Source organism: Bacillus sp. m3-13 (assembly GCF_000175075.1).
Classification (GTDB): Bacteria; Bacillota; Bacilli; order Bacillales; family Bacillaceae_I; genus Sutcliffiella_A; species Sutcliffiella_A horikoshii_C.
This window is the reverse complement of record NZ_ACPC01000009.1, coordinates 265,603-288,131: the sequence shown is the minus strand read 5'-3', so window position 1 is coordinate 288,131 and position 22,529 is coordinate 265,603. Positions and strand designations below refer to the sequence as shown.

The 22,529-nt window shown below is 39.7% G+C and carries 18 protein-coding genes; all 18 read right to left on the bottom strand.

Annotated features, from left to right (window positions below; all coding sequences use genetic code 11):
• Window positions 1-55 precede the first annotated feature (55 nt).
• The 18 genes from M313_RS0103635 to M313_RS0103550 all read right to left on the bottom strand — a co-directional run bounded on the left by M313_RS0103635 (window position 56) and on the right by M313_RS0103550 (window position 22,489).
• On the bottom strand, window positions 56-1,411 hold the full coding sequence (locus M313_RS0103635) for a sensor histidine kinase (RefSeq protein ID WP_010192546.1): 1,356 nt from the start codon (window positions 1,409-1,411) through the stop codon (window positions 56-58).
• Complete coding sequence (locus M313_RS0103630; protein ID WP_010192544.1) at window positions 1,404-2,081, bottom strand: response regulator transcription factor; 678 nt, start codon at window positions 2,079-2,081, stop codon at window positions 1,404-1,406. The genes M313_RS0103635 and M313_RS0103630 overlap by 8 nt, the downstream gene beginning before the upstream one ends.
• Before the next feature lie 323 nt (window positions 2,082-2,404).
• Window positions 2,405-3,313, bottom strand: a complete 909-nt coding sequence (gene spoIIP / locus M313_RS0103625; RefSeq protein WP_010192542.1) for a stage II sporulation protein P — start codon at window positions 3,311-3,313, stop codon at window positions 2,405-2,407.
• The gene (locus M313_RS26750) at window positions 3,303-3,518 is read right to left on the bottom strand and encodes an RNA polymerase sigma factor (protein WP_326929582.1); all 216 of its coding nucleotides are present in this window, start codon (window positions 3,516-3,518) and stop codon (window positions 3,303-3,305) included. The genes spoIIP and M313_RS26750 overlap by 11 nt, the downstream gene beginning before the upstream one ends.
• Before the next feature lie 103 nt (window positions 3,519-3,621).
• A complete protein-coding gene (locus M313_RS26745) occupies window positions 3,622-3,843 on the bottom strand; it encodes an RNA polymerase sigma factor (protein ID WP_326929581.1) in 222 nt (73 codons plus the stop codon).
• A gap of 299 nt (window positions 3,844-4,142) precedes the next feature.
• Window positions 4,143-4,850: an MBL fold metallo-hydrolase gene (locus M313_RS0103615; RefSeq protein WP_010192541.1), complete on the bottom strand. Its 708-nt coding sequence runs from the start codon at window positions 4,848-4,850 to the stop codon at window positions 4,143-4,145.
• Between the two features lie 558 nt (window positions 4,851-5,408).
• Window positions 5,409-7,211 carry a group II intron reverse transcriptase/maturase gene (gene ltrA, locus M313_RS0103610; RefSeq protein ID WP_010192540.1) on the bottom strand — a complete coding sequence of 601 codons (1,803 nt, stop codon included), beginning with the start codon at window positions 7,209-7,211 and terminating at the stop codon, window positions 5,409-5,411.
• An 833-nt stretch (window positions 7,212-8,044) separates the two neighbouring features.
• Window positions 8,045-8,950, bottom strand: coding sequence for a sensor histidine kinase (locus tag M313_RS0103605; RefSeq protein ID WP_010192539.1), 906 nt, complete (start codon window positions 8,948-8,950; stop codon window positions 8,045-8,047).
• 21 nt (window positions 8,951-8,971) lie between these two features.
• The gene (locus M313_RS0103600; protein ID WP_010192537.1) at window positions 8,972-9,721 is read right to left on the bottom strand and encodes an ABC transporter permease; all 750 of its coding nucleotides are present in this window, start codon (window positions 9,719-9,721) and stop codon (window positions 8,972-8,974) included.
• A complete protein-coding gene (locus tag M313_RS0103595; protein ID WP_010170153.1) occupies window positions 9,714-10,637 on the bottom strand; it encodes an ABC transporter ATP-binding protein in 924 nt (307 codons plus the stop codon). Before M313_RS0103595 ends, M313_RS0103600 begins: the two co-directional genes overlap by 8 nt.
• A 116-nt stretch (window positions 10,638-10,753) precedes the next feature.
• On the bottom strand, window positions 10,754-11,446 hold the full coding sequence (locus M313_RS0103590; RefSeq protein ID WP_010192535.1) for a response regulator transcription factor: 693 nt from the start codon (window positions 11,444-11,446) through the stop codon (window positions 10,754-10,756).
• 814 nt (window positions 11,447-12,260) lie between these two features.
• Window positions 12,261-13,883 carry a long-chain fatty acid--CoA ligase gene (locus tag M313_RS0103580; RefSeq protein ID WP_010192533.1) on the bottom strand — a complete coding sequence of 541 codons (1,623 nt, stop codon included), beginning with the start codon at window positions 13,881-13,883 and terminating at the stop codon, window positions 12,261-12,263.
• 39 nt (window positions 13,884-13,922) lie between these two features.
• Complete coding sequence (locus M313_RS0103575) at window positions 13,923-15,020, bottom strand: CaiB/BaiF CoA transferase family protein (protein WP_010192532.1); 1,098 nt, start codon at window positions 15,018-15,020, stop codon at window positions 13,923-13,925.
• Complete coding sequence (locus M313_RS0103570; protein ID WP_010192531.1) at window positions 15,017-16,591, bottom strand: fatty acid--CoA ligase; 1,575 nt, start codon at window positions 16,589-16,591, stop codon at window positions 15,017-15,019. Before M313_RS0103570 ends, M313_RS0103575 begins: the two co-directional genes overlap by 4 nt.
• Before the next feature lie 28 nt (window positions 16,592-16,619).
• Window positions 16,620-17,771 carry a thiolase family protein gene (locus M313_RS0103565; protein WP_010192530.1) on the bottom strand — a complete coding sequence of 384 codons (1,152 nt, stop codon included), beginning with the start codon at window positions 17,769-17,771 and terminating at the stop codon, window positions 16,620-16,622.
• An 18-nt stretch (window positions 17,772-17,789) separates the two neighbouring features.
• Window positions 17,790-18,965 carry an acyl-CoA dehydrogenase family protein gene (locus M313_RS0103560; protein ID WP_010192529.1) on the bottom strand — a complete coding sequence of 392 codons (1,176 nt, stop codon included), beginning with the start codon at window positions 18,963-18,965 and terminating at the stop codon, window positions 17,790-17,792.
• Between the two features lie 12 nt (window positions 18,966-18,977).
• Window positions 18,978-20,501 (bottom strand): class I adenylate-forming enzyme family protein, encoded by a 1,524-nt coding sequence (locus tag M313_RS0103555; protein ID WP_010192527.1) that lies wholly within the window; start codon window positions 20,499-20,501, stop codon window positions 18,978-18,980.
• A 239-nt stretch (window positions 20,502-20,740) separates the two neighbouring features.
• Complete coding sequence (locus M313_RS0103550) at window positions 20,741-22,489, bottom strand: sigma-54-dependent Fis family transcriptional regulator (protein WP_010192524.1); 1,749 nt, start codon at window positions 22,487-22,489, stop codon at window positions 20,741-20,743.
• Window positions 22,490-22,529: the final 40 nt, after the last annotated feature.

The following is a 22,529-nucleotide window of genomic DNA, read 5'->3' as shown; positions in this document are numbered from 1 at the left end:
TGACCAACTAAGAACTTAAAAATTAAAAAAGCCAAACTCTAAAAAGAGTTTGACGTTATTTCGGAAGTACTATTTGAATAGAAGTGCCTACTCCATGTTCACTTTTAATGGAAATTTCACCTTTATGAAGGTCGATAATTTTTTTGACAATCGCTAGCCCCAAACCACTCCCCTGACCTGAGCGAACCCTTGCTTTATCGACCTTGAAAAACCGATCAAAGATATACGGAAGGTCCTTTTCAGGAATCCCTATCCCAGTGTCAGAGAAAATCACTTGTACTTTTTTTTGAATCTCCTTTACTTCTACTTTAATTTTGCCACCGGTATTGGAATATTTAATACTGTTTGTAAGTAGATTATGCCATACTTGCTCTAATTGCAACTGGTCAGCTGTTATCTCTACTTTATTAACATCTTCTAAATTTAACTCCAGTTTTTTTTCAAGCCATTGTGGCTGATGGCTTAAAAAGACTTGCCTAATTTGTTGATCAAGGCGGAAATTTTCCTTCTCTAACAATGATTCTTTATTTTCTAGCACAGAAAGTTTTAGTAAGTTCTCACTAAGCTTTGCAAGTCGTTCACTTTCTTTTTGAATAATGGTTAAATAATGATCCTGCTGTTCTTTAGAAAATTCATTTTCCTTTAATGCAACAGCAAATCCTCTAATCGATGTTAAGGGGGATTGTAAATCATGTGAAACATTTGATATAAATTCTTTTCTCATCGTTTCAAGCTTCATAAGTTCGCTAGTCATTCTATTAAAACTTCTTCCTAATTCGCCGATTTCATCTTTTCGCTTAATTGATTTAATTTGCTGGAAGTCGCCTTTTGCGATGTTGGTTGTCAAAGCTGTTAATTTTTTTATAGGATTTACTAATAGAAATGCAGCTACTAAATAAAGTAAGCTACCAATAATCAACACATACGTTAAAACAGTAATAAGTGCTTCTTTAATAATATCAATGCGATCCATAATCCTTGGCTTAAGAAATAGCGCATATCTCTCTTCCTCCACTTGAAACGGCAAACCGATTGTTACGTTCTTTAACAATCTTTTTTCCGTGGATTCTACTCGATAAACGCCTCCATTTAACACTTTCTGAACATCTGAAGGGGCAGCCATTGGTTCATCCGTATTTCTTCCAAACACCTTCACTTCTCCATCTTCAGAATAAAGAGCGATATTAAAGGTAATGGTTGATATTCCCGCCAAATAGCCTTCAAGGTTCTCTTGTCCCATCGTTTTTTGTAACTGAATGATACCCTTTCCAGCTTGAATCATTTCTCCCTCCAACTCACTTAACACACGCTCCTGATAAAAGCTAAATGTGATATAGAAAGCGGCTGTTAAACTTATTACTACAACTAAAATAAATGTAACTACGACGCGAACATATAACGTATTAAACATCCTTTATTACCTCTAATCGATAGCCCAACCCCCTAATGGTCAGGATATCAAAAGCCATTTGTTGGTTTAACTTTTTCCTTATTTTCTTAATATGTGAGTCAACGGTTCTATCGAAACCTTCAAAATCACTTCCCCAAATTTCTTCTATCAACTGGTCTCTTGAAAACACTTGTCCAGGATGACTAGCAAGTTTAAACAGAAGTTGGAACTCTTTTAAAGGAAATATGATAGGCTCATGATTAATGGTAACTTCCATACTATTCGCGTCAATTACAACATTTCCAATTGTCACTTTATTTGTTGTATTGATTTTGTATCTCCTTAAGAGCGCTTTAACTCGCATGATTAATTCATGTGTATCAAATGGCTTAACAATATAATCGTCTGTCCCTTGCTGAAAGCCTTTTACTTTATCTTCGCTCTCTCCTTTAGCCGTAACCATTAGTATAGGCAAGTCATATAACTCTCTTATTTCCTTACAAAGTTCCCAGCCGTTTTTATTTGGCATCATAACATCAATGATGCATAAATGAACGGTACGTTGAGATAAAATATTCGTAGCTTCTACACCATCATTTGCTTCAAAAACTGTATATCCCTCTTTTTTTAAATAGATCGCAATCAGTTCCCTTATGAAAAGGTCATCGTCTGCTACTAAAATAGCTGCCAAAAAAAACACCTCGTTTCAAGAAAATTTTGTTAGGTTGATCAAGGAGTACTGTTTTTAATGAAGAATACTTCTATTATTTTTCACCATTATAAGTGATGAAAAGAATGAGCGCTAATCCTTTTTTATAGGAATGCGCCCGATTGCCGAAGACTTTAATTCGAGATAACTTGTATAGAATCTCAATTATTGCCTTCTATAACGAAAAAACATTAAGTTTATCCAGCCATAAATTACATCAATTTTAGAGGTCGTTCTTCTATCAAGTTAAAGTGACATTATTGTGTATATCACTAGCAATTGGCCCCTTAGTTAGTAAGACAAATTTATTCTAAATCATCCATTACTTGTTTAACTACTTCTGCAAAGATTTCTGCTGTTCTATATGTCTCTTCCAAGGAATTTTCTATACCACCTATTTCTACTAATACAGAATTAGGATGAAGGTCTTGGTTATAATTGTTACGTGCACTTTCACCAGGTAAATATATTCCTCTAGTGATACCTGGATATAGTTCTTCTAGTTTTGAATTCAGTTCTATAGCAAATTCGTTGTTAATATCATAATGTTCACTGATAGAAGATACAGCAAAAAGAATCCTTGCATAGTCTTTTCCATTAATTTTAACTGTTGTGGCTTCTCTTTTTTGTGAATCTCTGTGTAGATCAATAACCATTTTGATACTCTCGTGCTCATTTAATGTATTTTGTAAAATCTCTCTTGAAATTAGATAGGAATCTGCAAACATTAAATCCCTTTCGTTTAAAACACTAGCTATGTCGGTATCATCATAAATAGCGTTTATATTCTTCTCGTTTAGAGCTTCACTTAATTTCTTACCTACTAATGTAATATTTTTAGAATCACTAAATGCATTTTCACTACTATTTCCATTTAGTTCTGGAGTGAAGGACTCTTGGTTATGTGTGTGGTAAATAAATACTAATGGTTCTTTTTTAGTACTATTGATTACCAATGAAGATGCCCCTTCATCTAAGTTGTTTAAAGCATTAATCAATACATCCTTTCCACTGAACAAAAATATCCAAGAAAAAGCAACTGCAAAAAGAAAGACGCCACTCCAGACTGCAGATAATCTTTTTACTTGTATTCTTTTATCCATACTTCTAGCCTTTTGTCTTAATATTTTTTCAGTAGAGACAACGAACTCTTCTCTTGGCTGCTGCTGATAAGTTCTTCTGATAGTATTCATTAAATTTTTCTCATTTAACATTTGTCAAAACCTCCTCAGTAGCAAAATGCAATTTGTTTTTCAGTATTTTTAAGGCTCTATGATAATCCACTTTCACTTTTGATTCACTACATTTAAGAATGTCTGAAGTTTCTTTTATGGAAAATTCATTTATTCCACGGAGAATTACTACAGCCCTATAACTGGGCTTTAATTTTGAAATTGCATCATGCACTAATTCTTTCATTTCATTAATTTCATATTCTTCATCAGGTTTTTTGTTATTTGATTCTAATTGTTTAAAAAACCCCTCCCTAAATATTGTGGCAAACTTCCTTTTTCTTTAATGATCAATTGCAACGTGTTTCGCGATGGAAAAAAATCCACGTCTTGAGGTTATTAGTACAATTAAAATTGGGTAGATTTTTTAATACCCGAATAAATACTTCCTGCGTTAAGTCCTCTGCATCATTTTGATTTCCAGAAAAGCAAATAAGAAATCGATAGACATCTAAATGGTGTTTATTGTAAATGACAACAATACTGGATTCAATATCCTTTACATTAATCAATCTTTTCCCCCCCTTGTTTTCAATTCATTTATAATTCGTTTGAGTTATGTAAAAAGTTACAGTTAATTAATATAAAGTGCCGCTTTTTCACCAGACGATGTTGTATCGTCTTAATTCATTAATGGGAGATTTGATAGAAAAATTTTTACGATAAGTAAATAACTTCCACAAATAAAATCGTAACCCTCTTTAGTAAGCAATGTTAATTGGAGCAAATAAAAATAAGCGCTAAACCTTTTTTCAAGGATTGCGCCCGATTATTGAAGACTCGATTTCAAGATAATTATACATTTCTTCAACTATACAAACTGGCTCTGGATGAGGTCTGATAAGAAAGAATCCACATCATCCCTAATCACAACCCCATGCCCTGTACAGAGGATACTTGGCCTAATCTCCCTAAGTTTCTTAAGCCCTTCCATAAACAACTCAAAATGGTGCTTACTTCTCATCTCCTCGTTTTTTGCCCAGTCCGAGATGAACTTTACATATTTATCCTTCATTTCTTTCCCATTGCCCGCAACTTTTTCATTTGGCAAATGCTCACCAAAGAAACAAAGGTGGTCGCCACAAAACAGTGCACCACTTTCTTGATGAAAAAGAGCAACAGAGCCTGGAGTATGATGACCTAAGAGGATACACTCCAACCCGTTGAAAGCTGCACCATTATCAGGGAGCGTTCCTGTAAGATTGGTTTTCAGTTTTTCCGGCACTAGGCTGAGATCTTCACTATGAATATAACTTTTTATGTTTTCTAAATAGGAAAGTCCGCCGATGTGGTCTTTATGACCGTGCGTAGCTATGAATGCGAAAATCTCCTCTTTATTTAGATTGATTTCTTTCATGGAGGCTTCTAGGTAATCAAAGTGCTCCTCTTTACCAGAATCAATAAGTGTGTAGCCATTATCTCCCATAACCAAATAACAGTTATTATAGGAATTCCACGATTCATCCCATAAGAGAAAGCCATACACATGATTCGTTATTTTTTCAAAGTAGTATTTCAAAAAAATCCCCTCCCTGTTTACACTCCGGAAAACTCCTCTTTCACCAAAGAATACATTTATCGCTCCAGTTACCTAAAGATGAATCTAAGGATTAATCTTTTCACTAGCATCTAACCTACCTATAAGTCGGTCTATTTTATTTGAAATTCTTATTTGTAATACGATTATATGAATTAAAAAACCCACTACAATTCCAACTAAAGGTGCGAAAAATCCAATAAAAAAATGCTGCTACTATTGTTGGTACTATGTACCCCAAAAGTACTATCATTTTGTTTATCCCCCCTTTTAATTTAGTGCATTCTTCAACTTGATTGCTGCCATATTGTTTTAATACCAATTATTTCATATTCTAAAAATTCCTACAATAAGTTATTTTTCATCCTCGCAAAAAAAATGAGCGCTAATCCTTGTTACAGGATTGTTAGCAATAGGTAAGCATTTGAAGTCATCTCCAGCTTGTCCCCTGCTCCACACGGAACGTGATAGTTTCCCATCATTCCGCGTTCCATCTACTGATATGTACTAAATTATAAGTTCCTTGTTACTTCCGACACATTAGTTCTGTACAATAGTTTCTTGTCCACATACCTTTCGGTACTGGTTGATTTTGACCAATATAGCCTGATTTATGTTCAATTTACTCATCAGTATTCTGATTTTACTTATATCAGATAAATGAATTAATCGGTGAATATCTTGATGAAGGATACGTAAGTTCTGAAACGTGTTGTTTCCTCCAAGACATACAGGTTTGAAGTGGTGACAATGCACATCGGAGGCCGTTAAGTACCATCCAGTGATTTCGCATTTTCCCATCTTCATACTATAACGGCTAATTCTATTGTCTAAATATTCTATGGTTCGATTAGGGAGATTGGATTTCATCAATTGTCCTACTTCATATTGAATATCAGGACGCAGTCTTTTATATAACCTTTTTCTCCCCTCTAATGTGTATGGGGATAATTCCGGACTAAAGTTCATCGCGTTTACAGTGGATACATTCCCTAATGGATACAAGTATGTTTTCGCCACTTTGAATGTTTTTGACTTTAGGCTAAAGAACTTTTTATAGGTCGGAGGTGGGTTATTAGGATGATCGTACCTCCCAATCGGACGCAGTCGGTTGTACAGGAATGACTTTAAATCATATGCAAGACGTGTGAACACTAGGTTTACATGAGTCGCTCGCTTGAAGTAATGATGGATACCTAAAACAAAACTATTATACCGTTGAACGTTTTGGGAAGTGGGCGAAGCCTTTATCCTACGGATAAGCTTTTTTGCCTCTTGTTTAATTTTCCTTCTTTTCTTATGGATAATGCTAGTATGCGCTACCCTTTTCTTTCCCTTTTTGTTCGCACGAATAGTAAACCCTAGAAATTCAGAATCCCTTTTGCGCAGATTCACAATCTGAGATTTCTCGGAAGAGATATCCAGGCACAGTCGTTCTTTTAAGTAACGGCGTATTGCATGGTACCATCGGAGTGCAGCTTTTCCGTCTCGACATAGTACCTTGAAGTCGTCCGCGTAGCGGACGAGGTACCCTTCCTTTAAATTGGAACGTTTCTTTGCATAACGTTCCCCAACTTTTGATTGATATGGTTTCGTGAGTGGAAAGAACTCCCATTGACCGGCGACCCATTGGTCCAAGTCATTCAACACGATATTAGATAGGAGAGGTGATAGTATTCCACCTTGCGGTGTCCCTTTCTTAGGAACTCCTTCTCCATCTATTTCTGCTTTAATCATTTTGGATATACAGGCAAGCACTTTTCTATCCTCAATACCTAAGTTCCATAGTTGTTTAATTAATCTTGTATGATTGACATTATCAAAGAAACTTTTAATATCAATATCTACTACAAAGTGCAGTTGTGCTTGGTTAATCAAGTATTGTATCCTTGCCATCGCATGGTGAGCAGACCGAAGGGGTCTAAAGCCGTAACTATGTTTATAGAACTTTGCTTCCGCGATAGGTTCGAGAACCTGTTTGAAGCTTTGTTGAATAATTCTATCGAGAATACACGGAATACCTAGAGGTCTCCATTTCCCATTATCCTTTTCAATCCATTCTCTTCTGACTTTCTTGGGTTGGTAGTTTTGTAGTTTCATCTTCACTTCAGTGACGAGGTCATTTTCTGTTAGTTCTTTTAAATCTGCGATGGTTTTTCCATCGGTACCTGGTGTCATAGAACCTCTATTTGATTTAATCGTACGAAAAGCTAGCAAAATATTTTCTCGTGAAGTGACGATATTATATAGGAAGGAAAATGATTTTCCATCCTTAGCTTTTTCATACAAATCTGTGTACGTCTCGGTCATATTGTAATAGTCCCAGTGTCGTAGCGTTGGCACTGTGGCATCCCCCCAATGAAGTGATGTTCCCACATTCTTACCTGATCGGTGCCATTCACGTTAGGAAAATAATCTTTTCTATCAGTAGACTTGGGGCTGTTCCTCCACTCCCATTACAGAAGCTTCATTAGTCGTACCCCTACCCTCACAAGGATGAATGCTTTTCATAAAAAACTTATAGCAACCGTTTTAGGTGACAGCCCTTGTATCAACGTTCCTTGCTTTCCAAGTACCTTACAACGTAGCTATCTATTCTAGAGTTATGTGCTTCCTTTAAGCCTGTGAGCTTGATACCACCATTGTTCGGTATAGCGTATTTCAGAGGGCGCAATTTTACTCCACACCACTCACCCCATCGTAAGATGGGACATAAGTTTCCTTATGTTCAATCTTTAGACCCTTACCTTCGGAAGTTCGTCAGTTCCTATCTCAAAGAACGATTCTCACCTTATCTAGTTTTTCAGCCGTGCGGCATATCCGTTGGCATACCTTTTCTATTAGAATGGCTTCAGCCTTCGTTCTGCCGAATCTACCTGTGCTTCACACCCTATGGTCTGTCATCCATAACGCATGCAGGAGTATTGACGGGATGGTTTCAGAATACATGGTTTCATCATTCCCATCCTCCGTTGTAAAGTTGAAGTTAATCTAGTAAACCTCCTGTATTTTCACGCTCGAAAGCGTTTATAACAGAACTTGTCGCGCGCGCCCGATTGTTGAATATCCCCTTTTTAAAATGAATAGTATCGTTGAACTATGCAGTAGATGACTTTATTTTGCTATTTGTTCTTCTTCAAAAAAACCCTCATTTGTTCAAGCAGGTATTTATTGATTTAAGCAAATTTAAATTCCCATTCACAAATCATAGTTAATTGATTATCCCTTAACTCAGCATAAATATTCCCGTTCATTTTTTCCATCAAGCTTTTAGCGATTGGTAAACCCAGACCAGTACCTTTTCCCGTCCTTGTCTGGTCAGCCTTATAAAAACGGTCAAACATTTGCTTTACATCTTGTTCATTTAGAGAATCAACAGAGTTGCTAACCTTAAGTTGAATGGAAGATATACAATTTTGAAGGAGAATAGTAACCTCTCCACTAGAGTATCTAATTGCATTTACTAATAAGTTTTCAATTACTCTTTTGACAGCGGATGGGTCAAGCAACATGATCATATCATCTTCTGGAATGCGTATTGCAGGCTCTATGTTTCTCTTATTAAACTCCTCATAAAAGCCAAAAAGCACTTCTAAAACTAGATCATTAAACTTAACCCTCTCCATTTTCAATGGATAATCTGCTTGTTCGATGATCGATAGCTCGAAAAAATCCTCAAGTAAAACCTTTAATCTTCCTGCACTACTTTTTATTGTTTCTATGTATTCCTTTTTCATCTCGCTACTTATTTCATCTGATTCTAGAAATTGAATATACCCAACTATTGAAGTCATAGGTGTACGAATGTCATGTGCAATATGAGATATTGCCTGCTTTAACTCGTTTTCGGTCGTTCGTTTTTCTGCCTCCGCCTTTTTCGTTTGGTCAATTTGGCGATTTATTTCCTGTGCTAATTCCTCAAAATCACGATTAAGAAAACCAACATCAATCTTCTTAGCTGTTTTATGTTGGTTTAATTGAATGAGTTGCCGAGTTGTACTCTTAATTTCCTTTTTGAGTTGATACAAACGAGTGAGGACATATACGAAAGCGATCATAACAGTTAGGAGCAAATAGAGCATATGACCTCACCTACTTTCTGTTTACTTAATTTCTTTTCTTTGAAAAATAAAGCTTCCTAAAGCCCCAAATGCAAAAAATGTGACAATCGGAACAACAACAAGGGTTAACACTTCAGCACTTTCCAAGGAGTTAACAATGATAATATCGTAAATTAACTTAAAAACAGAATGATATAGAATAGGTTCAAAAAATGGCACTTTTGCAGCTAAAACTTGCAGTGGCCAGTCGACAAATATAAAAAACATAAGCAGAAATCCAATCGTTTTCCCACTGTCGGTGAAAAGGATAGAAAAGACCGCCATAATCGACGCAAAGGCTGCCCCATATAATATGATAAGTCCTACTGTTTGGAAGTAATATGTCCATTCAGGCATCTCTTGAAAGCCAAAATAAATCGCACTAGCACCTGTCATAAAAATCGGCAGTATTAATGAGATGATAGTAGTTCCAACGGAGAATACGATAAGCTTAGCGAAGTAGATTCGTACCCTGCTATTCCCAGAAGAAACAATGCTTTTCATTGTGCCCATCGAGTATTCGTTTGTAATAAAGAATCCAGCAAAAATACTAGGAATAAGCTTGACGATATTCCCATGGGTACCTAGGACATTTTCCAAATAATAGTCCTTTACTGCAGGCAGACCAGGAGAACCGTTATCAAATTCAATTAAAGGAAACAAAACAGCAGCAGCGAGTAACATCCATGTTAGAAACCGAAATGAGCGGTCCCTCTTCAATTTATACCATTCAGTTTTCAGTAAATTACCCATGCTGCACCCCTCCAATACGATTACTAAAGTACGTTTCCAAATCTTCTCCCATTGGCATAAATTCTTCGATGACCAATCCTTCATTGGTTAGGATTTTGGAGACTTTACCTGGCACATCTACATAGGCATACAACTTCATGGTTCCATCTGGCATTACTTCAAACTCTTGCGTTGCAAGGAGACTTTCAATAACTGTTGCAGCTTTGTTTGGATTATCTACTTTTATATGCAAATATTGCTGGCACTTTTCATTCAGTTCTTTTGCGGATAACTGCTCAAGCAATTCTCCATTATGAATAATTCCATAATGTGTAGCTAATAAATGCAGTTCACTTAAAATATGACTTGAGATTAAAATCGTAATATCATACTCTTGGTTAAGCTTATTTAATAATTCTCTGATTTCAACTACTCCCATTGGGTCTAAACCATTAATAGGTTCATCAAGAATCAAAAACTCTGGATCTCCTAATAAAGCTATAGCAAGCCCTAGACGCTGTTTCATTCCTAAAGAAAAATTCTTTGCTTTCTTTTTTCCTGCACCTTGTAATCCTACTGTCTTAAGAGTTTTGTCAATACATTCTTTCCCCGGAATTCCTTTTAGAAGCCGATGTGCTTCTAAATTTTCAGCGGCTGTCATTTGTGGGTATAAAGCAGGGCCTTCAATTATTGTTCCAATTCGTTTCCTGGCTTCAATTAACTCTCGTTTTCTATTTTCTCCAAACAATTCGAATGTACCTGTTGTTGGATAAGAAAGACCTGTGATTAATCGAATTAACGTGGATTTCCCAGCACCATTTTGTCCAATAAAACCATAAATAGAGCCCTTTTTTATTGTTACATTTACCTTATTAAGCGCCATTTTATTTTGATATTTTTTAGACAATTGATTCGTTTTTAAAACATAGTCATTCATCAAGGTTTTCCTCCTTATTTCATTATCTAACTTGTCCAAAATGATACCTGTTTGAACACTCTTATACTATAAGAAGGAAAACATAAGAAAGTCTTAAGTCAATTCTTAAGAAAACCTTAAGTTTTGAGCTTGTACCCCATTCCCCAAACCGTTTCAATGTACACTTCATTAGGATTTGCTTTAGAGAGCTTATTTCTAATATTACTCAAATGGACATTAATCGTATTGTCGTCCCCATAAAACGGTTCATTCCAAACGCTCTCGAATAAATTAGCTTTGGTAAAGACCTTATTTGGGGAAGACATTAATAGAAGTAAAATCTCATATTCTCGCGCTGTTAATTTGAGTACATTTCCATTCACAGTCACTATTTTTGCATCCGGATCCAAAACAATATCTTTATTGCTCATCAGATTGGTTATCGACACACTCGGTATATCACGATACCTTCTAAGGCAAGAATCAATTCTGGCAGAAACCTCTTCAATATCGAAAGGTTTTGTAATGTAGTCATCGGCACCAGCCCTTAAGGCAGCAATTTTTGATTGTGTTTCGAGTTTAGCCGAAATAATAATGATAGGAACATCGCTCTCTTTGGTTACTATTTTTAAAATATCTTCACCAGACAAACCAGGAAGCATTAGATCGATGAGGACCATATCCCATCTCTCGCTATCTAGGTAAATCATTGCTTCCGTCCCTGAATAAGCTGACTTGGGGGTATAACCACTCTTACTAACAATATTACATAATAAGCGATTAATATCTTCATCATCTTCAATTATCAATATTCTTAATGAATCGTTCATCCAATCACCCTCACTATTATTAACATAATCATTTATATAAATAAAATCAATGTCAAGCGGTTGAATATATTGGATGGGGGAAAGGGTCCTCCTCCAAGTAGAGTTATTCGACAACCTTGCTCATTTGTTGAAACCAATCATCTAATAAATAAAAAGATCCTTCTTTACTTTTAGTTGACTCTTTCAAGTTATTTGCTGCACAGTAAGAGTCTACTACGTAATAAAATAGTTCCTCCGTAATCTGGCCCGTTTGTGGAAAACTGTTGCCTTCCTCTCTCTAAGAACAAAATTGCTAACGCGAGTTAAAACCACGTCTCAAGATTATAATTTCTTGGGACGTTTTCTCACTTTTCGCAAATTTTGAAATAGTGACCTTGGCCGAATCTTTCCTTTGCGCTCACCTTTGAATATTTCAATAAAATCCCTTTCACCAAGGGCTTCATATTGGCGATGACGACTTCTCTCCTCCTGATTTCTTGTCACTGATGTCTTCATAACGCCGATGACGACTTCTCTCCTCCTGATTTCCCGTCACTGAAGTCTTCATACGGCCGATGAGGACTTCTCTCCTCCTGATTTCTCGTCACTGATGTCTTCATACGGGCGATGAGGACTTCTCTCTTACCAATTTCTCGTCACTGATGTCTTCATAACGCCGATGACGACTTCTCTCCTCCTGATTTCTCGTCACCGAGGTCTTCATCTTCCCGACGATTAAGAATTACACTGAAGACTGTCCACAATTATAATTTCCTAAAGAACAAAAAACAGGCCTCTCCATAATAGAAAGGCCCATTCTCTCCTTAAAAAACTCCTATTCCACCGTACTCTTCATCTCTTTCTCCACAATATCCCTTAAAGTACGTTTCAGGAATTTCCCTACCGAAGTCTTCGGTATTTCTTCCATGAAGATTACTTCATCTGGCAGCCACCATTTGGCGAACTGAGGGGAGATGAAATCAATGATTTCTTGCTTAGCAACTTTGCCGGCATAGGCTTCTTTCAGTACGACGCATGCGACTGGTCTTTCCTGCCATTCGTCATGTGGAATGGCGACGACGCTTGCTTCAAAAACTGCTTCATGCGCCATGATGGCATTTTCCAAATCAACAGAGGAGATCCATTCGCCTCCGCTTTTTATTAAATCTTTTGTACGGTCAACGATTTTGACGACTCCTTCTTCATCCACTGTAACAACATCACCTGTGTGCAGCCAGCCATCGATGAAGGCATCAGCAGAACGCTCGTCTTTATAGTACTCGTCTGCAATCCATGGACCGCGGAGGCAAAGTTCACCCATTTCCGCACCATTCCATTCTACTTCCCCTTCTGCACCGACAATTTTCATCTCAAGTCCAGGAACCAACAAACCTTGCATCGAGCGGATATCCAGCATTTTTTCTTCATCTAAATCTGTTTGATGACTTTTCAGCCTGGAAACTGTAGCAAGTGGCGTCGTTTCTGTCATGCCATAAGCATGTAAGAAGGGTATGCCGTATTTGGTTTCAAAGGCTTTGATCATCCCGCGAGGTGCAGCCGACCCGCCACACAATATTGCCCGCAGACTAGATGTGTCATACGATCCTTTTTCCAACTCATTCAATAAACCAAGCCAGATGGTCGGAACACCAGCAGTCAATGTAATGTTCTCACTTTCAATAAACTCTGCCAAAAGTTGCGGTGTGAACTGTGGTCCAGGAAGCACCTGAGTCGTTCCAAACCAAGTTGCGGCAAAAGGCAATCCCCAAGCATTTGCATGGAACATTGGTACTACCGGCATACATGTATCATATTCCGATAACCCTGCGGTATCCGCCAATCCAAGTGCATAACTATGAAGCACCAATGAGCGATGGGAGTAGACGACACCTTTCGGATTACCGGTGGTGGCGGAAGTGTAACAAATTCCGGCCGCGTCGTTTTCATCGATATCTTTTACAAAGGAGAAGTTCGGGTCCCCTTCTTCTAGTAAATCTTCATAAGAGAAAACAGGATGTAAGGAAGTCGATGGGAGCTCTTCTTTATCTGTCATGATGATGAATGCTTTCACTGTTCCCAATTGGTCCTTTACCCGCTCCACTAACGGCAGCAAATCTTCATCCACAAAAAGCACTACGTCTTCTGCATGATTGACAATATAAGACACATGCTCGGGAGCCAGTCTGATATTAATCGTATGAAGCACTGCTCCCATTCCTGGAATTCCAAAGTAGGTTTCTAAATGGCGGTGATGATTCCAAGCAAAGGTTCCAACTCTATCGCCTTTTTGCACCCCTAGCTTTTCTAGCGCACTGGATAATCGGCGTGTCCGCTCCCCAATTTTCCGATAGGACAAACGCTGCACACCTGATAGCGTTCTTGACACAACCTCTTTATTCGGGAAAAATCTTTCCGCTCTTTCCAGCATGGAACTGACGGTCATTGGTACATTCATCATCTAACATTACCCCTCTCAATTAAATGAATTTAGCTTACATTAAAGCTTGTCCAGCAATCTCACAGTATGTTCCCCAACAGATGGTGCAGGATTACCCCCCTTGTAACTTCCGCTATGCATGGCAACATTTACATTTCCTTTATCATCATGAAAAATACTATTATTCTCTTTAAAATATGGATAACTTGAAAGTTCCCCTACTTCCAACACAGGGGTTAAGCAGCAATCGACCTCTTGGCTAAAGGTTGTCCACTCTTCAAAAGTGCGACTAGCAAACAACTCTTCCATCCCGCCCGAAACAGGATTACTGTCTCTTCTGACCGAAAAATGCGCGCCAAGCCATTCTTCCCGATCCACCGCTTCACAGAAATTCTGCCAGAACTTATATTCCAATGCGCCAAGGGCCATAAACCGCCCGTCCTTTGTTTCATAGATTCCATAGCTGATAAGTTCCCCATTTAGTAATGTGATGCCCTGCTCTTCCCCCACCTCTTGTTGAATCATGAGGTGTGTGCCCATGAAGGAAGCCGCCACATCCGTCAGACTGATAGAGTGGTAGCCACCTAGACCTGACCGCTCTTTTTTTAATAGAAGTGCAAGCACCATCTCACAAGCTGCCATACTACCAAAATAGTCGGCTATGGTGATGGATGGGTGAATGGGGCGGCCAGATGAATCTTTTAATTGTGCCAGCATCCCGCTTAGTGCCATATAGTTGATATCATGGCTTCCAAGCTTGCTCCATCTACCATGGTTCCCGTAGCCAGTAATGGAACAATAGATAATGTCGGGCTTTTGGACTTTTACAGTTTCATAGTCAAGGCCGAACTTTGACATGACACCTGGCCTGAAACTTTCTATAATAACATCGCAACCCTCAACCAAACTCATAACTTTATCCCTGTCAGCCTCATCTTTCAAATCGACGGAAACACTCATTTTCCCATGATTATTTGCAAGATATACCACACCAGTCCCATCAAGTTTTACCCCTGTATGACGGGCTGGATCTCCTGCTGAAGGCTCCACTTTGATGACCTCTGCTCCAAGGTCCGTAAGACGTTGCGTTGCATATGGACCTGGTAGATAGTTGGTGAAATCTAGTATTCTGATGCCTTCTAGCAATTTTTCCATCATCGGGATGGGGGTTCCCCTGTCACAAGCTCTTCCATCTGCTTTCTTAAGACAAACTTCTGAATTTTCCCGCTCGCATTTCGAGGCAGAGCATCCACAAACATGTACTTTCTAGGGCGTTTATAGCGAGCAAGCTCAGAACTATTCAAACAGAAAGCATCAAGTTCTTCTTCTGTCACATTTTCGTTCTTTTTCACCACAAACGCAGTCACCGTCTCTCCCCAACGGTCATCAGGCAAGCCGACAATGGCTACATCCAACACAGCAGGGTGTTCATAAAGAACATCTTCTACCTCCCGTGGATAGATGTTCTCCCCACCGCTGATGATCATATCATCCACCCGGTCTTTTACATATAAAAAGCCTTCTTCATCAAGATAGCCAATGTCCCCTGAATGGTACCAGCCTTTATACATGGCAGCAGCCGTCGCTTCCTCTCTGTTAAAATAAGCGCTCATGATGCATGGGCCTTTGACAAGAATTTCTCCCGCTTCACCTGCAGGCAACATATCATCGGGATCACTTGGTCCATCTTCGTTCGGACGGACAATCCGAATCTCATGATTTAGGCAGGCCTGGCCGGCGGAACCTGCTTTCCTGAGCTGATCTTTTTCAGATAGGAAGGTGATCGCCGGTCCCATTTCGGTCATACCATATGCTTGGACGAGGGAAATTCCTAACAGATCGTGACACGCCCTGACAAGTGCCGGTGCCATTGGGGCAGCTCCGTAAAGTCCAAGATTCAAGCTGCTTAGATTATATTCATTGAAATTTTCTTGTAAGAGCATATTCCACATGGTTGGGGCGGCAAAAAACTTTGTCACCTTTTCCTCTTGAATCAGTTGAAGAACCTTCTTCGGCTCAAAATGATGGAGGATGACATTCTTCCCGCCTACATGAATTCTTGGGATAACAGCACAGTGCAGTTCCGCGCAATGGAACATTGGTGCGGTCACAAGGCCTATATCCTCCGTTTCAAGCTTCGTGGCGGAAATGACAATTAAACTCTGCTCCGCCATATCCCTATGTCGATGAACGACACCTTTTGGCCTTCCAGTCGTTCCGCTCGTATACATGATGGCATATGTGTCGTTTTCTAAGACATTGATTGTTACTTCCTCAGTGGAAGCAGACTTTAATCTTTCATGGTAGGAAAAAGAATAACTGGTTTGTTCCCCATCAATTATCCAGAATCCTGTTTCTTCAAAGCGCGCCGCAATGGAAGCAATGACAGGCTCCAATGCTTTTTCATACATCACGACTTTTGGCTTTGCGTCGGTTAGAATGAACGCCACTTCCTCCGGCTGCAAACGGAAATTAATTGGATTGAAGACGGCTCCGATTTTTGCACAAGCAAGCATCGTGGTTGCCAGTTCCTCTGTGTTAAAAAGTAGCGTGGAGACCCTGTCCCCTTTCTTTACTCCTTCTTTCAAAAGGGCATTGGCTAACCGGTTTACTTCCACATTCCATTCCTTGTAGGTATAACGTACATTTTTCTTCACATCATAAAGCGCTTCTTTATCCGGAAACTTTTGTACTGTAAGATCAAAGATTTTCCCAATCGTTATCGACATCTTTCATCCTCCTACTTTTCATTAAGTATCAGTCAAGCCTTTCGATGATGGTCGCGTTCGCCATTCCATGCCCCTCACACATTGTCTGGAGGCCGTACCTGCCACCTGTACGTTCAAGTTCATGCATCATGCTTATCATTAATCTCGCTCCACTTGCCCCTAGAGGATGACCTAACGCAATTGCTCCGCCATTTGGATTAAGTTTAGCCGGATCAGCCCCTGTTTCCTTCAACCATGCCATCGGAACCGGAGCAAAAGCTTCATTGACTTCAAACACATCAATTTCATCAATGGATAGGCCTGATTTTAGCAACACTTTCTCTGTTGCCGGAATAGGACCTGTCAGCATCAAGGTTGGATCAGAACCGACCACCACTCTTGTATGAACTTTGAAACGCGGCTTTAATCCAAGCTCCAATGCCTTTTCCTTTGTCATCAATAGAAGAGCTGCTGCGCCGTCACTGATCTGGCTTGCATTCCCTGCATGGATGACGCCATCTTCTTTGAACACGGTTTTTAACTCACCAAGCGCCTCCACCGACGTTTCCTTGCGAGGACCGGAATCTTCCTTCATCAAAAATGTCGAGCCGTCTTCCAATGTTACTTCAATCGGCATGATTTCTTTTGTAAAATAACCCTCTGCTTGCGCTTTTAACGCTTTTTGATGGCTTTCATATGAAAAGGTATCTAACTCCTCACGTGTGAATCCATACTTTTCAGCAATTCTTTCCGCTGAAAGTCCTTGGTTAATGATTTCATATTTCTCCTGTAGCCTGTCACTGAACGGAGCCTTTTGATAGTTGGATCCCATCGGCACTCTTGTCATGTTCTCTACTCCCCCGGCAATGACCACATCCATGTCACCTGAAATAATGGCCTGTGCCGCAAAGTGAACAGCCTGTTGACTTGAGCCGCATTGTCGGTCAAGCGTAGTACCAGGGACTTCAATCGGAAAACCTGCAATCAAAGCGGCTACCCTCGCAATGTCCCCGGCCTGTTCTCCTGACTGTGTCACACACCCAAGAATGACGTCTTCCACAAGCCCAGCGTCTATTCCGGCGCGATTTACAAGCTCCTTTAATACTTCCCCAGCCATATCATCTGGGCGGTAATCCTTCAATAAACCTTTTCTTCTCCCAACTGGTGTTCGTACTCCTTCTACAATGACGACTTCTCTCATGATGAATAATCTCCCTTCCTACAATCCTAAGTTTTTGGCAATGATCGTTTTCATAATGTCATTGGTTCCTGCATAAATACTGGCTACAGGAATATCCCGATATCTTCTTGCAATCTTGTATTCTTCCATATAACCGTATCCCCCATGAAGCTGCATACACTGAGTCGCAATATTTCTTGCTATCTCGGTGAGCTTCCATTTTGCCATCGATACCTTTGTCACGACATCTTCTCCGGCAATATGATCGGCGATGAGCTGGTCAAGAAAAGCTCTTCCCATTTCCACTTCTGTCGCCATTTCGGCTATTTTAAACTGAGTATTCTGAAATTGGCTGACAGGTCTGCCGAATGCTTCCCTGCTCTTCACATAGTCAATCGTGGATTGCAGCATTTCCTCAGAGGCAATTTGCGCTCCAATGCCAACCAACAGCCTTTCTTGCTGCAGCTTATCCATTAAGTATAAGAAACCGCGACCTTCCTCCCCGAGTAGGTTTTCTTTCGGGACCTTACAATCCTCAAAAAATAATTCGGCTGTGTCTTGCGAATGTAATCCCACTTTGTCCAGCTTTCTTCCTCTAGAAAAGCCTTGGTGCCCTCGTTCAATAACAAGTAGGCTGACTCCTCTGTGCTGTGGCTGAATTTCTGTATCTGTCTTTACTGCCACGATCACTAGATCTGCATGGATTCCATTTGTAATGAATGTTTTTGCTCCATTAACGATATAATGGTCCCCTTCAAGTCTTGCCGTTGTTTTGATATTCGCAAGATCCGATCCTGTCCCAGGCTCTGTCATCGCAATGGCGGTAATCGTTCGACCAGACACACATGAAGGCAGCCATCTCTGCTTCTGCTCCTCTGTTCCGAAGCTTGTGATATAAGGGACTACAATATCATTGTGTAGCGCTACACCAATTAATCCTGTCCCCACACGCTCGAGCTCTTCGTTAATTACAACTGAATAACCCCAGTCCGTCTCACTTCCACCGTATTTTTCATCAATATCAGGGCAAAGATAGCCCTGTTCCCCCATCTTTGTCCAGAACGAACGAGGAATGATGCGATCACTTTCCCACTCATCATAAAAAGGAACTGCTTCTCTTTCTAAAAACTTGCGCAGAGACTTTCTGAATTGTTGATGGTCTTCTGATAAGTATGGATGTTTTCTTGGTTCTCTTTTTGTTGAAAGCGATTTCAAATTACTTCACCCCTATGCGTTTACTTGATTTAATTGTTGTCTCAGCTGATACTTTAGTATTTTTCCTGATGCATTTCTTGGTAGCGTCTCTTCCAAAAAAATTCTCCGCGGAACCTTATAGCCAGCAAGCTTCTGACGGCAGAACTGTTTTAGTTCCTCTTCATTGACCACTTGATCTTTATGAGGAACGACCACTGCACATACCGCTTCTCCCCATACCTCATCTGGCAGTCCGATAATAGCTGCCTCGAGAACTTGAGGATGTTCGTACAACACTTCTTCCACCTCAATGGAATAAACGTTTTCTCCTCCCGAAATAATCATGTCTTTTTTGCGGTCTACTAAGGTGATATTACCTTCTTCGTCAACGGTAGCTAAATCTCCTGTATATAACCATCCATCTTTTAAAGCAGCCTTCGTTTCTTCCGGTTTTTTGTAATATTCTTTCATGATGGATTCACCTTTAAGGATGAATTCCCCCACTGCGCCGACTTCAATATCACGGCCCGTTTCATCAACCACTCTTGCTTCTGTCAAAAACGAAGGTTTCCCATTTTTTCCGAGATGTTTTTTGTGACCGATCGGATCTAATAAAATCCCGTTTGGTCCTGCCTCCGTTAAACCGCAGAGATTGAAGAATTGATCGTTTTTGAATAAGTTCATGCTCTTTTTCACAAGCTCAGGTGCCATTGGAGCCGCTCCATAACCGCAACGCTTGATGGAAGAGAGGTCATAGCTGTCCGCATTTGGTACCTGTAACAGGAAATTGAACATGGCCGGCACTCCAAAGAAGTGAGTGATCTTATGTTCCTGTATCGCTTGGAGTGTATGAACTGGATGAAAATCACGATGAATGAAATGGGTCGCTCCGAGCACCGTTCCCGATACAAGGAATAAATTCAGCTGCGCGGAATGGAACAATGGTGCAATATGTAGAAAGCGCTCTTGCTGATTGATCCCCATACTGATCATCATGGAAAGGCCAACATTGAATATTCGTCTGTGATCGAACAAAGCACCTTTCGGACGACCGGTCGTTCCGGAGGTGTATAAGATCTCTAATTCGTCGGTTTCAAAGACTTCTACTTTTGGATTCTCTACGTTTGTTGATAGGACCTCCGCGTATGATCTGTTTTCAGCAATGGTCGGTGACCCCACCACAATTACTTTTTCAACATTACTGCTTGCCTTCGCCGTTGCAATGGTTTCTTCAAATTCTTCGTCACAGATGACTACTTTCGCTTCGGACTGCTCTAAAATATACTTAATTTCAGAGGCAGTTAAACGAAAATTCATCGGTACGATCACAGCACCAATCTTTGCACCTGCAAAATAAGAGAAAACAAAGGTGTCCGAGTTTTTCATCATGAAAGCCACTTTGTCACCTTTTAAGACACCAAGGTCTATTAAGCCGTGGGCAAGTTTATTTACTTCCCTGTTAAACTGGTCGTAATTATACTGTCTCCCTTCACAGTCGATCGCAAGCTTGTCCGGCACCTTTCTGGCATTTTGCGACAAATACATTCCAATGTTCATACACTTTCCTCCCTTTAATTTGATTCATCCATATTTATGCAAGAATTATGCCAAGATTGGTAATCAGCTTGTAAAGGGCTCCTAGGTTACCCCTAATCTGACTATAAAAAAAAAGCGTCCAAAATCTGTACACTTCTTAAGCTACACTGTATATGCTCAAAAGAACTGTACAAACTAAGTTCATGGATTTTTCATAATGAAAAAAAGGCGGATTCCTCAAAGAAACCGCCTTTTTCCATTCACTTTTCATTCAATTGATACTTTCTCAATTTATCATAAAGGCTCGACCTGCTGATTCCCAACATCTTCGCCGCTTTTGCTTTATTTCCTTTCGTCTTCGTTAGAGCTGTTTCAATCGCAACACGCTCTGCACTCTCGACCATCGACTCTTCTTGCGTGACCGCTGTTTCATCCACTAACACGTGATTACTTCCAAGCATATAGTCCGGCAGATCCTCTACTTTAATTTTCCCGTGTTCTGCAAATGTCATGGCACGCTCCATCACATTTCGTAGTTCGCGGACATTTCCTGGCCAATGATAGGACATAAGTATTTGTTTTGCCCGCGGCTCGAAGCCGGTAATGCTTGTACCAATAACGCGATTTAGCTCGCTCATTATTCTATCGGAAAGAATTTGTATGTCCATCATTCTTTCGCGCAAAGGTGGTATAAATAACGAAATGACATTTAATCGGTAGTATAAATCTTCCCGGAATGTTCCTTCTTTCACCATTTCTTCCAAGTGGCGATTCGTAGCTGCGATTATCCTTACATCCACTTGAATTCTTTTCGTGCCTCCCACCCGATAAAATTCTCTCTCTTGCAACACCCTTAAAAGCTTGGCTTGAAGGTTCAAAGACATGTCCCCTATTTCATCTAAAAATAGAGATCCTCCATTTGCTAAGTCGAACTTACCGATTTTCCCTCGTGACCTGGCCCCTGTAAAAGCACCATCCTCATATCCAAAAAACTCCGATTCTAATAAGTCTTCTGGTATAGCCGCACAATTCACGACAACGAACTTTCCATCTTTCCTAGCAGAGCTGTTATGAGCCGCATGCGCAAATAGCTCCTTACCTGTCCCACTCTCTCCTCTAATTAATATGGTTGAACGACCTTTCGCCGCTTTTGCCGCACTCTTTTTTATTTTTTCCATAACTGGGTGTTCGCTTATGATATGATCCCAAGTAAACCTGGCATTTTCGGATTTTTTCAGTTCTGTATGATAAAAACTTGCTTTACTTTCTGCTTTTTGAAGTCTTTTGAAAAGGTCATTCACTTCATTCAGCTGCCTGTACATAATTTTCACTATTGCTCCGACCATTCGGCCTTCTTGTAAAACCGGGATGCGGTGTATGATATATTTAATACCATTTATCTCGTGAAAATCACTAACTTCTGCTTCCTCGGTTTCATATATCTTAGATAGTTGAAAATGCGGAAATACTGCATCCGTTTTTTTATGTAAAACATCTTCAAACCCCATATTAAACAATTCCAACAATGAAGGACTGACCATCTGAATTGTTTGGGTTTCGTCTGCCAACAATATTCCATCATAAGCATGATCCAAGGCTGTCTGCAGCGATTGCTTCAAATTTAATGTTCTGGTTACATTCAATAGACCCATCACCATGTCCGCTTTAGTAAACAAGCCAAGGACTCTGTTTTCCGCATCCACCACGACTCCAGTTCCTACTGAACTATTTCGAACAATTTCCTCTAATTCTTTATATGGGGTATTTTCCTTTAAAGAATAAACATCCTTTTTGACAAAATCTTTAATGGAAGTAATAAGTGGCTTTTCCTGTTTGACCATTTGGAAAAGTTTGCTTCTCGTAAATACACCCATTAATTTTCCATCTTCATTCACTACAGGCAAGAGACCATATTTTTCTTCTTTCATAATATTTAATGCTTCTTCAAGAGTTGTGTCTTCTTTTATTTGATATGGAATTGGCGTTATCATTTCTTTTAATGTGATCACGGACTTTCCACCTTCTTGTCACAATATGTATCTCTATTGT